General features: G+C 49.3%; 15 protein-coding genes. 13 read left to right on the forward strand and 2 right to left on the reverse strand.

The genetic code is table 11. The features are described from left to right. Nucleotides 1-16: 16 nt before the first annotated feature. The 3 genes from ACXX53_RS16115 (at nt 17) to ACXX53_RS16125 (ending at nt 3407) form a co-directional block, all read left to right on the forward strand. Nucleotides 17-1030, forward strand: a complete 1014-nt coding sequence (locus ACXX53_RS16115; protein WP_458569689.1) for a Gfo/Idh/MocA family protein — start codon at nt 17-19, stop codon at nt 1028-1030. Nucleotides 1031-1068: 38 nt separating this feature from the next. Continuing rightward, nucleotides 1069-2040, forward strand: a complete 972-nt coding sequence (locus tag ACXX53_RS16120) for an aldo/keto reductase (RefSeq protein WP_458569690.1) — start codon at nt 1069-1071, stop codon at nt 2038-2040. 182 nt (nt 2041-2222) lie between these two features. Continuing rightward, nucleotides 2223-3407 (forward strand): SLC45 family MFS transporter, encoded by a 1185-nt coding sequence (locus ACXX53_RS16125; protein ID WP_458569691.1) that lies wholly within the window; start codon nt 2223-2225, stop codon nt 3405-3407. A gap of 14 nt (nt 3408-3421) precedes the next feature. Here ACXX53_RS16125 and ACXX53_RS16130 read toward each other — a convergent pair whose 3' ends face one another. Next, complete coding sequence (locus ACXX53_RS16130) at nt 3422-3721, reverse strand: hypothetical protein (protein WP_458569692.1); 300 nt, start codon at nt 3719-3721, stop codon at nt 3422-3424. A gap of 160 nt (nt 3722-3881) precedes the next feature. Next, nucleotides 3882-4898 carry a LacI family DNA-binding transcriptional regulator gene (locus ACXX53_RS16135; protein ID WP_458569693.1) on the reverse strand — a complete coding sequence of 339 codons (1017 nt, stop codon included), beginning with the start codon at nt 4896-4898 and terminating at the stop codon, nt 3882-3884. 157 nt (nt 4899-5055) lie between these two features. Here ACXX53_RS16135 and ACXX53_RS16140 point away from each other — a divergent pair, with 157 nt between their 5' ends. The 10 genes from ACXX53_RS16140 to ald all read left to right on the forward strand — a co-directional run bounded on the left by ACXX53_RS16140 (nt 5056) and on the right by ald (nt 13963). Continuing rightward, nucleotides 5056-5370, forward strand: a complete 315-nt coding sequence (locus tag ACXX53_RS16140; RefSeq protein ID WP_458569694.1) for a UxaA family hydrolase — start codon at nt 5056-5058, stop codon at nt 5368-5370. A 37-nt stretch (nt 5371-5407) separates the two neighbouring features. After that, the gene (locus ACXX53_RS16145) at nt 5408-6568 is read left to right on the forward strand and encodes a UxaA family hydrolase (RefSeq protein ID WP_458569695.1); all 1161 of its coding nucleotides are present in this window, start codon (nt 5408-5410) and stop codon (nt 6566-6568) included. Between the two features lie 40 nt (nt 6569-6608). Further along, the gene (locus ACXX53_RS16150; protein ID WP_458569696.1) at nt 6609-7403 is read left to right on the forward strand and encodes an SDR family NAD(P)-dependent oxidoreductase; all 795 of its coding nucleotides are present in this window, start codon (nt 6609-6611) and stop codon (nt 7401-7403) included. A 19-nt stretch (nt 7404-7422) separates the two neighbouring features. Continuing rightward, the gene (locus tag ACXX53_RS16155; protein WP_458569697.1) at nt 7423-7623 is read left to right on the forward strand and encodes a hypothetical protein; all 201 of its coding nucleotides are present in this window, start codon (nt 7423-7425) and stop codon (nt 7621-7623) included. Continuing rightward, nucleotides 7620-8006 carry a D-ribose pyranase gene (gene rbsD, locus ACXX53_RS16160; protein WP_458569698.1) on the forward strand — a complete coding sequence of 129 codons (387 nt, stop codon included), beginning with the start codon at nt 7620-7622 and terminating at the stop codon, nt 8004-8006. The genes ACXX53_RS16155 and rbsD overlap by 4 nt, the downstream gene beginning before the upstream one ends. A gap of 43 nt (nt 8007-8049) precedes the next feature. Beyond that, nucleotides 8050-8823 (forward strand): SDR family NAD(P)-dependent oxidoreductase, encoded by a 774-nt coding sequence (locus tag ACXX53_RS16165; protein ID WP_458569699.1) that lies wholly within the window; start codon nt 8050-8052, stop codon nt 8821-8823. 39 nt (nt 8824-8862) lie between these two features. Next, nucleotides 8863-9759, forward strand: a complete 897-nt coding sequence (locus ACXX53_RS16170; RefSeq protein ID WP_458569700.1) for a fumarylacetoacetate hydrolase family protein — start codon at nt 8863-8865, stop codon at nt 9757-9759. A 241-nt stretch (nt 9760-10000) separates the two neighbouring features. Then, nucleotides 10001-11314, forward strand: coding sequence for a hemolysin family protein (locus tag ACXX53_RS16175; RefSeq protein WP_458569827.1), 1314 nt, complete (start codon nt 10001-10003; stop codon nt 11312-11314). Between the two features lie 158 nt (nt 11315-11472). Then, nucleotides 11473-12702: a PucR family transcriptional regulator gene (locus ACXX53_RS16180; protein ID WP_458569701.1), complete on the forward strand. Its 1230-nt coding sequence runs from the start codon at nt 11473-11475 to the stop codon at nt 12700-12702. A 127-nt stretch (nt 12703-12829) separates the two neighbouring features. Continuing rightward, nucleotides 12830-13963 (forward strand): alanine dehydrogenase, encoded by a 1134-nt coding sequence (ald, locus tag ACXX53_RS16185; RefSeq protein ID WP_458569702.1) that lies wholly within the window; start codon nt 12830-12832, stop codon nt 13961-13963. The last annotated feature ends 41 nt before the right edge of the window (nt 13964-14004 follow it).

The raw sequence follows: 14004 nt of genomic DNA on the forward strand, positions 1-14004 counted from the left end.
TAATGAGAGGACGTGGATGAACTTGATCAAGCCGCTGCGATGGGGAATTATGAGTACCGCATATATCGCAGCTCGTGCAGTCATTCCGGCAATTGAGCAATCACAGCATGGCATATTGGAAGCTGTTGCGAGCCGTGACTTAGGCAAGGCGAAGCAGATGGCCGAACAATTCAAGATTGCAAAGGCATATGGCAGCTATGAGGAATTGTTGGCGGATGAGGAGATTGATGCGGTATATATTCCGCTGCCGAATCATCTCCATAAGGAATGGGTGCTGCGAGCCGCAGCATCGGGCAAGCATGTACTGTGCGAGAAGCCGCTGGCGCTGAACGCGGCTGAAGCGCGCGAGATGGTTGCTGGCTGTGCCGCAGCGGGCGTTCATCTGGCGGAGGCGTTCATGTATCGCCACCACCCGCGTATGGAGCAGATCCGCAGCCTGATCGATGCTGGCGAGATCGGTGAGATTCGAGGCATCCACGGGGCATTCACGTTCAATAATGCCCGCGACTTTAACAATATTCGATACCGCGTAGATTGGGGAGGCGGCTCACTGTATGATGTGGGCTGCTATCCGCTCAGCGCGGCGCGCTACTTCCTAGGACGCGAGCCAGAGGCGGTGACCGTGCATGCGATGTTCTCCGCTGAACATGGAGATGTCGATATGATGGCTTCCGGCTTGGTTGAATTCTCGGATGGCATCGCGCTGACGTTTGACTGTGGCATGTGGGCTGACAATCGGCAGACGTTGGAGATTCTCGGCACAGATGGACGAATTGTCCTTCCAGTGGCTTACTCTGCGGGGGTGGACAACGCCGCGTATCGCGTTATCAGCCGTGGAATAGAGCGTGAAGAAGTGCCGGAGCCGACTAATCCTTACGTCGCTCAAGCGGATAACTTTGCCCGCGCTGTCGCGCGTCAACCGACACTGCCGCTTGCGGCAGATGATGCCGTACACAATATGAAGCTGCTGGAAGCATGCTTGCATGCTGCGCGAGAAAGAAGCCGGATCGTGCTGTCAGATCGGCCTTAGCTAGGTGAATTGTCTCGATAGTGAGAGGAGAATGGTCAATGATTGATAAGGTTAACCAGTTGTCTGGTTCGATGCCGTATATCAACATCGATGGATTGAAGCTACCTTGCTCACGGCTCGTATTAGGTTCGACGATGCTCAGTCTGGATCGTCTGGAAGCGTCTATGGAACTGCTTGACGCCTACGCTGAGATCGGCGGCAATATGATCGATTCTGCCCATATATATGGGGAAAGCAGCGCGAAAGCGCTGGGATTATGGCTGAAGGAGCGTCAGAATCGAGACAGCATCATGATTATTGGCAAAGGCGCACATTTCGATGGGAACGGTCCGCGAGTGAATCGCGAAGCGATCACGGAGGATCTACTAGTCTCCTTAGAGCGCATGCAGCTGGAAGCGGTAGATGTGTATATGCTTCATCGCGACGATCCTGAAGTGCCCGTTGGCGCCATCATGGAATGGCTGCATGAACAGGTAGAATCAGGACGCTGCCAAGCGATTGGCGTTTCGAACTGGACGACCGCTCGCATTCAAGCGGCTAATGAATATGCCGAGCGAAACGGGCTGACCAAGCTTGCCTGCAACAGCCCGAACCTCAGTCTGGCTGTGCCGAACGAGCCGCGCTGGAAAGACTGCGTATCCGCAAGCGCCCAAGATATCGAGTGGCACTCGCATACGCAGCTGCCGCTGCTCAGTTGGTCTTCGCAAGCGGGGGGCTTCTTTACCGGTCGCTTCTCGCCTGATAAGCGCGAAGACCCGGAAGCCGTGCGCGTATACTACAGCGACGATAATTGGGAACGGTATGCAAGAGCTGAAGAGCTCGCGAAGCAGAAGGGCACAGATGCGAACCAGATCGCGCTCGCCTACGTGCTGAATCAACCGTTCCCAACCTGCGCGCTGATCGGGCCGTACCAGGTCGCGGAGCTGATGTCCAGCTTCCGCGCAGTTCAGATCAGCCTCACGCCGCAAGAGATGGCGTGGCTGAACTTGCAGACAGCGAGCATAGCTTAAACCAAACAGCCGAAGGGGCTCGCTCCCCTCGGCTGTTTTTTGCTGTGCACGTGCTTCAACGGTTGATTTACTTGGATGTATTTCGTGCAGCTCAATATTTCAGATTGTCCATCATTCAAATTAATGTATAATAATGGAAGGTGTGTGGTGGAACCTTACCTGATTCGTGAGGAGATGATCGGATGAAGAAGACATGGCTGTTAGGCTTCGGTTTTTTCAGTATTAGCATCACGTGGGCGCTCTACAATGCATTTGTGCCGTATTTTCTTGAATCATTCCTCAGCAGCACTGCATTAATTGGATTTATGATGACGATCGACAACTATTTTGCCCTATTTCTGCAGCCTTGGATCGGCAATCGAAGCGACAAGACCGACACTCGGTTCGGAAGACGCATGCCATATCTATTGATCGGTATGCCGTTGGGCGCGCTGTTTGTAACACTCCTACCGTTCCATTTCAGCTTTATCACGCTCATCTTGTTTATGGTGCTGATGAATCTGGCTATGAGCATCTATCGTTCTCCGACGATTGCATTAATGCCAGAGATTACTACTGAAGATAAGCGAACGAAGGCTAACGGAATTATTAACTTCATGGGCGGTGTCGGGGGGATCATCGCGTTTGGCGCGGGGTCCATGCTGTACGGACAGAATAAAGCGTTCCCATTTATCGCAGCTGCAATTATTACACTAATCGCGATGTTCATCTTGTTTACATTTATTAAGGAAAAGCGTGATTCTGTAGTGCACATCTCTGAGGATAAGGAGCGGATTAGACTAAGAGGAGAGTTGGACCGAACGACGGTTATGCTGCTCGCGGCGATCTTCTTCTGGTTCGTGGCGTATCAAGGGGTAGAGTCCTTGTTCACGCTTTATGGCAAAAATCATATGGGACTCTCAGAGAGCGACTCCGCCTTCTCGCTGACGTTCTTCTCATTATTCTTCGTGCTCTTTGCCATTCCGAGCGGATGGCTAGGGAAGATGTTCGGCAAGAAGAAGATCATCTTGATCGGAATAAGCGGATTGTTCCTCGTATTCGCTCTCGTTCCTCTTGTTAATACTTTGCTCGTGTTACGTCTCCTGTTGGCGATTGGAGGAGTATTCTGGGCATGTATTAATATAAACTCATATCCATTAGTCGTATCTACAGGCACCGAGAGAAGCATCGGTACACGAACGGGGCTGTATTATTTGGTCTCATCGTTAGCAGCGATACTATCTCCGCCGCTTCTAGGATTAGCAGTTGACAGCCTCGGTTATGTCTCTCTATTTATCGTCGCATCTGGCAGTATGCTGCTAGCCCTGCTCTGTCTGCTCCTCAACCCGATCAAGTCGGAACATGTGCGGATATCAGCAGAGGGGTAGCGATGGCGAACGAGCTATAATCGAAAGCGCTCAATATGTGACACAAGCCCTTCCTGCTCCAATATGATCTTCTGCCGTGGTCCAATGAGATCAAAGTGAGGATACGGCGGACGATGATGAATGTAGCGCGGATTCAGGTCATGAGATCGGCACCAGCTCGTCAGCTTATCCAGATCGGAGCAGCCGACCTTCGTAACGGTAGTGTATTGTGGAAAGCGATTATCGATCCAATAATGGGTTAGAAAAGCAATGTCTCCGCGCAGAACCGCTTGCTTCCAAGCTGCAAGCTCTTCTCGCGATACTCCGAATGCCATGCTGACTCTTCTCCTTAGTAGAATATATGTGGGATTCATTATATTTCGTATTAACTATAACTTAATTCAATTTGATCTGCATATATTATAGGGGTTGTTCCACTAGTATCCTATCATTAGCGAAACAACCCCTATTATTCGTTGGACTTTGAGGCGTACCTTAAGTTTGTTCACTCGGAGGAGCGGCGCTCGAGTGTCGAATGACAAGCTTGGACGGCAATACAACTTCTCGCCAGTCATGAGCCGTGCCTTGTATGCGATCGACCAGCATCTGCATGCTCATGCTGCCGAAATCGTACGCTGGCTGCGAGGATACTGTCAAGAACGGATCAATCACGTAATCAGCTTCCATATCGTCAAAGCAGACGACCGACATGTCGCGTGGAACCTCTAATCCTCTAGCTCTAAGTGCTCGGATAGCAGCTAACGCAATGAAGTTGTTGGCTGCAAAGATCGCGGTAGGACGAGGATTAAGCTCAAGAAGCGCTGACACTGCATTATCTCCGTCGGAATGTGCATATCCAACTTCACAGATGTATTGCGGATTGATCTCAATCTGGTGCAATCGCAATGTTTCCACATATCCTTGCTCCCGCAATCGAGCGGTAGAGATCTGCAACGAACCGTTTAGGAGGGCAATATGCTTATGACCAAGCTCAAGCAGATGCTCAATAAGCCTGCGCGTTCCTTCTTTGCTGTCACCTAATACACTGTCTGAGTCGATACCCGGAACTTCTCGGTCAACGAGTACAAACGGAATGTTGTGACTGCGCAGTTTCTCTAAGTGAGGAAGCGAAGAATCTCCTGCCGGAGCGATAATTACACCATCAACCCGCGCCGACAGCACCGTATCGACATACTCGCTCTCTTTTACTGTATCTTCATCACTATTTGAAAACATCAACCTGTATCCGAGCCGCTTGGCAGCATCTTCGGCGCCGCGTGCAAGCGTCGTATAGAATGGGTTGGTAATATCAGAAATGAGCAGTGACAGCAGCTTCGTTTCCTGCAACACAAGGCTGCGCGCCATCGCGTTCGGCACATAATTCATTTCTTCCATAATGGCTTTGACCCGCTGCCTCGTCTTGTCGCTTATTCTTCCCGTGTTATTGATAACTCGAGAAACGGTCATGGCAGAACAGTTCGCTTTCTTTGCTATATCGTATATCGTAACCATGCCATTATCCTTTCCCCACGTAGACTTCCATCTTGATGTGTATGGATCATATGATGGGATATCCCTATCATACCGTTTTTTTTTACTTGACTACAAATGTTTTTCTTGCTAATTTTGAGATATCGGTAACCCCAAAATTGAGAAAGGTGGAGGTTTGATGGCAGGAGAGATTAAGTCCGGTGCGGATGCGTTGGTAGTAGATGAGAAGGATGATGTCGCTACATTGATTCGTGATGCCGCTGCTGGCGAGTCTGTTCACTATTGGTTCAACGGACAATTGCAAGCGATTACATTGAACGGAGACATCCAGTTCGGACATAAGGTAGCGCTGCGGATGATTCAGTCAGGTGACACAGTGAAGAAGTATGGCGAAGTCATCGGCCGCGCGACGGAAGATATCGTGGCAGGATCTCATGTGCATGTGCATAACCTAGAAGGTATTCGCGGCCGCGGCGATCAGCATCAAGGCTAAGGTATGATCCGCTAAGGATTGATAGAGGAGGCAGAACATGAAATCAATAAAAGGTTATTTGCGAGCGAACGGTGAGTACGGCATTCGCAATCATCTGTTACTTATTCCAACCGTCATATGCGCTAATCAGGTGTGCAGCCGCATTAGCCAGCTCGTTCATGGAACAGTTGCGATTCCGCATCAGCACGGATGCTCCCAGATCGGGGCGGACAAGGATCGTACATTTGATACTTTAGCTGGGACAGGACTCAATCCCAACGTAGGCGCGGTCATCATCGTAAGTTTGGGCTGCGAGGTGATTGATCCTCATGAATTAGCTGCTGCAATTAGGGTTAGCGGTAAACCTGTAGAGGTCATTGAAATACAAGAATCCGGCGGATCCATTAAAGCGATTCAAAAAGGAACTGAGATCGCGAAGCGTCTGCGAGCTGAGCTTGACCAGCAGCAGAAGGTGGAGATGCCGCTCAGCAAGCTGCGTATCGGCGTAAAGTGCGGCGGCTCGGATGCTACATCAGGCATGGCGTCTAATCCGGCGCTGGGCGTTGCTTCAGATATGCTGATCGCTGAAGGCGGCACAGTCGTCATAAGTGAGACGACCGAGATCATCGGTGCAGAGCATGTGATGGCTGCCCGCTGCAGCAGCCCTGAGATCGCGGAGCAATTATATAAATATATTGATCGCTTCGAGAAGGAAATTAACCGCATGGGCGCTGATATGCGCGGAGGCAACCCAAGTCCCGGCAATATCGCTGGCGGCTTGTCTACCATCGAAGAGAAATCATTGGGATGCATCAGCAAGTGCGGTACTTCACCAATGGTAGGAGCATTTGAATATGCTGCGCCGATCCCTGGTACGGGATTGTACTTCATGGATTCACCTGGCAACGATATTGAGTGCGTTTCCGGCATGGCGGCGAGCGGGGTACATCTTGTATGCTTTACGACCGGCCGCGGAACTCCAACGGGAGCTGCAGCTATTCCGGTTATTAAGATTACCGGCAACAAACGGATTGCTCAGCTTATGCAGGACAACATGGATGTCGATGTGAGCGGGATGCTTGAGGGTTCTGTCAGCCTAGCGGCAGCAGGCGAAGACATCTGGCGTGAGATTGTAGACGTTGCGGATGGCAAGGAAGTGAAGGCTGAGTTACTTGGACATCAAGAATTCAGCATCAATCGAATTGGACCAACACTCTAAACAACGAGTTGAGACGAACCATAACGAGGAGGAATTAGGAATGGGAAGATTAGATTCTAAGATTGCACTTGTAACAGGCGGAAGCCGTGGAATAGGCGAAGCGATTGTCTATCGTTTGGCGGAAGAAGGCGCGGATGTCGTTATTAACTATTTTAGCAGCAAGAGCACAGAAGCCGCTGAGAAGGTTAAGGCTGCAGTCGAAGCGATGGGGCGCCGCGCTTACATTGTGAAGGCTGATGTAGGGGTATCCGAACAAGTTCATGCCATGTTCGATAAGGTAGAGGCTGAGTTCGGTCAAGTTGATATTTTGGTCAATAATGCGGGAATCGCTCCATTTGAACCTTTTCTCCAGGTATCGGAAGAAACATGGGATCGCACCTATAACACGAACGTGAAGTCGATCTTCCTGTGCTCACAGCGTGCGGCTAAAGGCATGGTTAAGCGCAGAAACGGCAAGATCGTCAACGTGCTGTCCACGGCAAGTCTTGTTGTAACTAGCCCAGTTATTCCGCACTATCAATCTTCCAAGGCAGCAGCCCATATGCTGACAAAAGGCATGGCGATTGAGCTTGGACCGTATAACATTAACGTGAACGGCGTAGGACCGAGCACGGTGGATACGGATATGTGCACAGATTATTTGGCGGATCCTAAAATTCGCGAGCTAGAAGTTCAAGCGAATCCGATGAAACGCCTCGGCACCGCGAAGCAGATCGGTGATGCTGTTGTATTCCTAGCCTCTGAAGAGGCGATGCAGGTAAACGGTCATCTGCTTATGGTCGACGGCGGCTTAACCGTGAAAGCAGCGCAGCCTGACGACCATATGGAACACTAAGTTTACGGGGACTTCATTTATGATGAAACGTTGGGAATACCGAATCGAAACGGATGGCTCCAAGCTGAATGAATGGGGACAGGAAGGCTGGGAGCTCGTGAATGTAGTGTGGAAGATGGAGCAGGAGGTGTTCTATCTGAAGCGTCCCGAGATGCCGCTCAGAGATCGAATCACGCTGCAGCAGCGTGAACGAGCGCTTGAAAGGAAAGATATCCCATGAAAAAGAAGGGGATTCTACATCCTGTGTTGAACAGAGTATTGGCAGAGACTGGACATACGGATATGCTGACGGTATGCGATCGCGGCTTTCCAGTGCCGATGGGCATTGAACGCATTGATCTCGCGTTGACGGATGACATTCCGACCGTGATGGATGTTCTTCGAGCGATAGATGATGAGTTCGTCATTGATTTCGTTGTTATTGCTGAAGAAATGATAGCTGCTAGTCCGGAGCGTTATGCAGATATGAAACGCGAATTTCCTCATCTTCGCTTGGAAGCAGTTCCGCATGTGCAGTTCAAAGAAATGGGTTCAGAATCGCGTGCCGTGATCCGGACTGGGGATTCGGCGCCATATGCGAACATATTGATTGTATCTGGTTAGCTATATGAACCCATAACTAAATAATTTCAGGTGGTGTGTCGATGTGAGATTGTCCGGAAAAGTGGTACTTATAACCGGCGCAGGTTCAGGTATCGGCGAATGCACAGCTAAGCTCTTTGCGAGTGAAGGTGCAATCGTCGTTGTAAACGACATATCGCAGCACCATGGTCAGGCAACAGTAGACGCGATTGTTCATGATGGCGGCAATGCAGTGTTCATCGGCGCGGATGTAACCGATGGAGCACAAGTGAAGGTGATGACTGACGAGATTATTGAACGTTATGGGCGTATTGATGTACTCTTCAACAACGCTGGAATCAGCGGAGTCGGCGTTCTGCATGAGATTGAAGAGGATGTATGGGATCGAGTAATGCGCGTCAATGTGACGGGTGTATATTTGACCAGCAAATATGTAATCCCTCATATGATCGAGCAGCAATCAGGCTCCATTATCCATATGTCTTCCTGCATCGCTGAGATCGGGCTGGCTAAACGCGCGCCGTACGCAGCCTCGAAGGGCGCTATCCTTGCGTTGACGAAGTCGATGCAGGTTGATTATGCGAAGTACAACATTCGCGTGAATGCGCTGCTTCCGGGAACGATTATGACTCCGTTCGTAGAGAATTATCTGCGAACATCCTATTCGGATCCAGAAGAAGCAGTTCAATCCCTGAAGCAGCGCCAATTGAGCGGACAGATGGGAACGCCTGAGGATGTAGCGCGGGCGGCTTTATTTCTCGCTTCAGATGAGTCCAAGTTCATGATGGGTTCTCCCGTTTATGTGGACGGCGGGGTTGTATTTGGCAAGAACGCATAATGGACGAGAGCGGTCGCAGATGAGAGGAGTATATCAATTATGAAACTAGTTACACTCATGAACAACGGCAAATCAGAGCTTGGGGTTAAGACGGAGCAAGGTATCGTAAACATTGCTGAGGCAGTACAAATGAATGCAGCTGCTGGCATCCCATTAACGGTTATGGAAGTCATTGAAGGAGGCTCTTCAGCAGTTGAAGCGCTGCAGGAGTTCATTGACTCGCTTCCGTTGAACGATAAGCCTGCTTACGTGTACGATGAGCAAGCCGTACAGTGGGGGCCTTGCGTTACGAACCCGAACAAGATTATATGTATCGGGCTTAATTATCGCAAGCATGCTGAAGAGACGAACGCCCCAATTCCGGAATTTCCAATCATATTTAATAAATTCAATAATACGCTGACTTCACATTTGGCGGACATCGCCATCCCGCGTGTTACGGACAAATTAGATTATGAAGCGGAGCTGGTTATCGTAATCGGCAAACGCGCGAAGGATGTGGAACGGGATCAAGCATTAGACCATGTATTTGGCTATTGCTGTGTAAATGATCTATCTGCTCGCGATCTTCAGCTCCGTACACCACAATGGCTGCTTGGTAAGAGCTGTGACGATTTCAGTCCGCTCGGTCCTTACCTAGTTACAGCAGATGAGGTAGGGAATCCTAACGAGCTCGCGATTCGCGCGATCGTTAATGGTGAAGTTCGTCAGAGCTCCAACACAGCAGATATGATCTTTACCTGTGATGAGATCGTGAGCTACCTGTCCCGTCACATGACGCTTGTCCCTGGCGATATCATCTTGACAGGAACACCTGAAGGTGTCGTGCTTGGATTGCCGCCGGAGAAGCAGGTTTACTTGCAGCCAGGCGACGTCGTCACGATCGAAATCGAGAAGCTTGGTTCATTGACCAATCGATTTGCAGCGGAGCAATAATTCGATTATTCAAAATAAGAGCCTCTTCAAGCGCTGGCAGGACAATTATGTTCTGACTTGAGCTTGTAGAGGCTTTTTGTGTGGAGAATTGTTGGTTTCAAGCGGCGATATTGCTGACGACATTTCTCAATGTTGTGGGCATACTACCTGATAACTGCTCAGCATATGTACCGATCTCCAGCTCATACTGAGCGTTGGTCGAAACGTGATATCTGTTGGATAAAGGAGCTGCTGCTTGACGATGGACAGCACCACTCAAAATTTTTTGCTAATTGCCGTGCTTATTTTATTTACAGCCTTATTCGTATCGACTGAATTTGCGATCGTTAAAGTTCGCACAAGCCGCATTGACCAATTAGTGCAAGAAGGCAATAGAAGGGCGATATACGCTAAGAAAGTGATCAGCGATCTGGATGGATATCTCTCAGCTTGCCAGTTGGGCATCACGATCACGGCGCTCGGTCTCGGTTGGTTAGGTGAACCGACGGTAGAAAAGGTGCTGCATCCCTTGTTTGAGTCGCTTGGCATGCCCGTGCAGATCAATAATTTTATTTCCTTCATCATCGCTTTCGTATCCGTTACCTATATACATGTTGTCTTGGGAGAGCTCGCACCCAAAACATTGGCGATTCAGAAGGCTGAAACGATCACACTGTTGTTTGCTCAGCCGATTATTTGGTTTCATACCGTGATGTATCCGTTTATTTGGATGTTAAACGGCTCTGCCAACGGCATCATTCGACTATTCGGGATGAAGCCAGTTAGCGAGTATGAAGAAGCACATTCTGAAGAAGAGCTGCAGCTCATTATCAACGAGAGCTATGAGAGCGGGATGATCAATAATACAGAATACGGTTATGTAAGCCGGATCTTCGTATTTGATGATCTGTTGGCAAAAGAGATCATGGTGCCGCGCACCGATATGATCTGCTTGGATGGTGAACGGACGATTGATGAGAATATGTCGATCATGAAGAGTGAGCGCTATACTCGTTATCCTGTTATTAAAGATGATAAGGACTTCGTCATAGGCATTGTAAATACGAAGCAGCTATTTCTGGAGGATGGGAATGTTGGCGATAAGCTTGCCAAGGAGCTAGCTCAACCTGTGATGACCGTTTCTGAAGCGATGCCAGTGAAGCAGCTGCTTCACTTTATGCAGCAGGAAAGAAGCCAGCTTGCCATACTAGCCGATGAATATGGCGGAACCTCCGGTATGATAACGATTGAGGACATATTAGAGGAGATTGTAGGCGAGATTCGAGATGAATTCGATGCAGATGAGCGAGCAAGGATTGAGATTGTGAGTGAAGACCATGTTCGCGTAGATGGGAAAGTGCTGTTAGACGAACTAAATGAGCTGCTGCATATTCATTTGGTCAGTGAAGACTTTGATACGATTGGAGGATGGCTCTATACCCAGTTCCCAGACGCACAGAAGGGCAGTACGATGACTGTTGAAGGAATTGAGTTTACTATCCTGGAAAAGGAACGACATCGCATTAAGAAAGTAGAGGTCATGACGAAGAATACCGTAGTTGAGGATATGAAATAACACGCTGCTTAACATACTGATGAAGACCATTTTCAATATAGATATTTCATTCTTAATTTGAGTGAAAATATGTAAATATCTGTACATTTCCCCTGTTCTTCTACTATGATGAAATGGAAAGAACCAACGCATAAGTAGAATGATAAGGGGTCATCCGGATGAATAAGAACCAAGATCCTTTCGAGAAGCATTTCGAGCATTTGGAAGAGATTGCTGACACGATCAGCGAGGTACTGCAATGTCCGGTAACGATTGAGGATGCCAGCCATCGCTTGATCGCATACAGCTCTCACAAGCCTGAGACCGATCCCGTTCGAATCGCGACAATCATTGGCCGCAAGGTGCCGGATGAAGTTATCCATGTATTGTGGCGTGAAGGGATCATACAACGATTGATGGCTAGTAAGGAACCGATTCGGATAGATCGCATTGACGAGGTCGGCCTGCAGAAACGCATCGCTGTCGCCATTCGCAACAATCAAGATATTCTCGGCTATATATGGGCTATGGATGATCTTCAAATGAATGATGAGCAAGCTTATTCCTATCTCCTGCGGGCTGCATCGGCAGCGAGTAAGAAGCTCCTGCAGCATCATCATCTGCACCGCAAGCAGGAGCAGCATATGCAGGACTTCTTCTGGAATCTGCTGACAGGAGAACTGCATGAGGAGTCTGCCATTCGAGATGAAGCGCTGCAGTTGGGGGTCAAGCTGCCCGTACGTTATCAGATTAAAGTTCTGGAGTTCGAAGACGGGCTGCTGCTTCGACAGCTTGAACGAATTCCGATCACGATGTGGTCGGTACAGCGCATTCGGATCGCGCTGCAGCTTATTCATCAGCATCAGTTAATTCTGCTGTGCTCGCCTAAGGACGGAATGAAGGAGCAGATGATTGGCGAAGCGGATTGGGCTCAATTCCTGCAGCAATGGAAGCAGCGCTTTGGCATAGCACCGATAAGACACGGCGGGGGTTCTTATCGTGATCAATATACACAGGTGCCCGCAAGCTATCAGGAGGCTTTAACCGTTATCCATTCGAAGCTGCGATTTCCAAAAGAAACGATGCACAGCCATAACTATGCCGACTTAGGCTATTATCGCTTCCTGCCTTCGATGGCTAAGGTGAATGAACAGCATCCATCTGCACACCCTAGTCTTATGAAGCTGCGTCGATATGACGAGCAGCATCATACAAATCTGCTGGAGACGCTGTATGTCTATCTGTCGCAGGATTGTAATGTGAAGCAGGCATCAGAAATGCTGCATGTTCATACGAATACATTGGTGTACCGGATGAAGCGTGCATCGGAGATCGGTGAGATTGATCTGGACAGCATGGACGACAAGGTTACACTTTACTTAGAACTGAAGCTGAATCAATGGCTTTAGAGACAGGCTTTTTGTATAATTATCACAAGAGCCTGTTTATTATTTTGGAATAGTTACTAAAGTTAAACAAGTTGTCACAATACTATACTAGTAGTGAATTAATAAAGCTTTACAGGGGGGCTTCGCATTGAAAATTGGGATACCGACAGAAATTAAAAATAATGAAAATCGTGTAGCGATTACTCCAGCAGGCGTATTTGCCCTTCGACAAGCAGGCCATGAAGTGCGAGTTGAACAGGGTGCTGGCCTTGGCAGCGGATTCAATGACAGCGATTACGCTGCTGCGGGAGCAATCATCTCAGTGAATGCCGCGGCTGTATGGAATGAATCCGACATGGTGATGAAGGTTAAGGAGCCAATAGCGGCTGAGTATGGTTATTTTCGTGAAGGGCTGATCTTATTCACATATTTGCACTTGGCGGCAGAGCCTAAGTTGGCCAAAGCGCTGCTGGACCACAAGGTTACAGCTATCGCCTATGAAACCGTCGAGGTCAACCGAACATTGCCGCTGCTCACGCCTATGAGTGAAGTGGCTGGGCGGATGGCTGCTCAGGTCGGTGCTCAGATGCTGGAGAAGCCGCATGGAGGCAAAGGCATATTGCTGGGCGGCGTTCCAGGTGTGCGGCGCGGGAAGGTAACGATTATTGGCGGCGGTGTTGTAGGTACCAACGCGGCCAAGATTGCTGTCGGCTTAGGCGCTGATGTGACGATTATCGATATGAGCGCCGATCGCCTGCGCCAGCTGGATGATATATTTGGATCGAGCATCCATACGCTAATGTCTAATCCGATGAACATCGCGGACGCCGTGCGGGAATCGGATCTCGTGATTGGCGCTGTGCTCATACCTGGCGCTAAAGCGCCGAAGCTAGTGAGTGAAGATATGATACGCTCGATGCAGCCAGGATCAGTCGTCATCGACGTGGCTGTTGATCAAGGCGGTATCGTCGAGACGGTTGATCATGTGACGACTCATGACCAGCCGACGTATGTGAAGCATGGTGTTATTCATTATGCAGTCGCGAATATGCCTGGCGCTGTATCGCGAACATCAACGATGGCGTTGACGAACGTCACCTTGCCTTATGCCTTGCTTATAGCCAACAAGGGACTCCAGCAGGCGCTGCGCGAGAACAAAGCCTTGATGTCAGGATTGAACGTTGCTAATGGCTCGATCACGTATCATGCGGTGGCCAGGGATCTCGGATATCCTTATGTTCCCGCGGAGGAAGCGTTAAGTCTGAAGCAAGCGGCTTATTGATCCGATAGATCGGATAGGCAAGCCAATTATTGATGAATTGG

The sequence above is a fragment of the Paenibacillus marinisediminis genome (assembly GCF_054343325.1).

Excerpts from the sequence above, each read along its gene's own strand:
- rbsD (WP_458569698.1), top strand. The coding sequence starts at position 7,620 with ATGAAAAAGAAGGGGATTCTACATCCTGTGTTGAACAGAGTATTGGCA.
- ACXX53_RS16150 (WP_458569696.1), top strand. The coding sequence starts at position 6,609 with ATGGGAAGATTAGATTCTAAGATTGCACTTGTAACAGGCGGAAGCCGT.
- ACXX53_RS16125 (WP_458569691.1), top strand. The coding sequence starts at position 2,223 with ATGAAGAAGACATGGCTGTTAGGCTTCGGTTTTTTCAGTATTAGCATC.
- ACXX53_RS16120 (WP_458569690.1), top strand. The coding sequence starts at position 1,069 with ATGATTGATAAGGTTAACCAGTTGTCTGGTTCGATGCCGTATATCAAC.
- ACXX53_RS16175 (WP_458569827.1), top strand. The coding sequence starts at position 10,001 with ATGGACAGCACCACTCAAAATTTTTTGCTAATTGCCGTGCTTATTTTA.
- ACXX53_RS16180 (WP_458569701.1), top strand. The coding sequence starts at position 11,473 with ATGAATAAGAACCAAGATCCTTTCGAGAAGCATTTCGAGCATTTGGAA.
- ACXX53_RS16145 (WP_458569695.1), top strand. The coding sequence starts at position 5,408 with ATGAAATCAATAAAAGGTTATTTGCGAGCGAACGGTGAGTACGGCATT.
- ACXX53_RS16115 (WP_458569689.1), top strand. The coding sequence starts at position 17 with ATGAACTTGATCAAGCCGCTGCGATGGGGAATTATGAGTACCGCATAT.
- ACXX53_RS16135 (WP_458569693.1), bottom strand. The coding sequence starts at position 4,898 with ATGGTTACGATATACGATATAGCAAAGAAAGCGAACTGTTCTGCCATG.
- ACXX53_RS16155 (WP_458569697.1), top strand. The coding sequence starts at position 7,423 with ATGATGAAACGTTGGGAATACCGAATCGAAACGGATGGCTCCAAGCTG.
- ACXX53_RS16140 (WP_458569694.1), top strand. The coding sequence starts at position 5,056 with ATGGCAGGAGAGATTAAGTCCGGTGCGGATGCGTTGGTAGTAGATGAG.
- ACXX53_RS16130 (WP_458569692.1), bottom strand. The coding sequence starts at position 3,721 with ATGGCATTCGGAGTATCGCGAGAAGAGCTTGCAGCTTGGAAGCAAGCG.
- ACXX53_RS16170 (WP_458569700.1), top strand. The coding sequence starts at position 8,863 with ATGAAACTAGTTACACTCATGAACAACGGCAAATCAGAGCTTGGGGTT.